Origin of the sequence: Halorubrum sp. SS7 (assembly GCF_005435055.1) — an archaeon.
Lineage (GTDB): Archaea > Halobacteriota > Halobacteria > Halobacteriales > Haloferacaceae > Halorubrum > Halorubrum salinarum.
This window is the reverse complement of the sequence record NZ_SGXV01000511.1, coordinates 1-291: the sequence shown is the minus strand read 5'-3', so window position 1 is coordinate 291 and position 291 is coordinate 1. Positions and strand designations below refer to the sequence as shown.

General features: G+C 56.0%; 1 pseudogene. It reads left to right on the top strand.

Annotation, left to right across the window (positions count from 1 at the left end):
• A pseudogene (locus EXE44_RS18985) lies at nucleotides 1–291 on the top strand (transposase); the annotation flags it as partial.

Genomic DNA, 291 nt, shown 5'->3' with positions numbered 1-291 from the left:
ATTTGGCCCCGAAGAACTCGTGAGGGGATTCAACAAAACGACGGATCGCTTACTCTCGGTGATCGCCTCTGAAGCATCGTTCCGGCGTCCAGTCACAGCCGCGATCGACATCACGACTATTCCCTACTACGGAGAGGTCGAAGGAATGCCGATGGTCAGCGGGACCAAGGACAGAGACGGTCGAGCATTTAAATTCGCAACCCTCTCGATCATCGGGCAGAACATCCCGCTCGTTCTGGCGGTTGAGCCGGTTCGAGAGAGCTCTGAGTGGGATGAGAACCCGTCGAATCA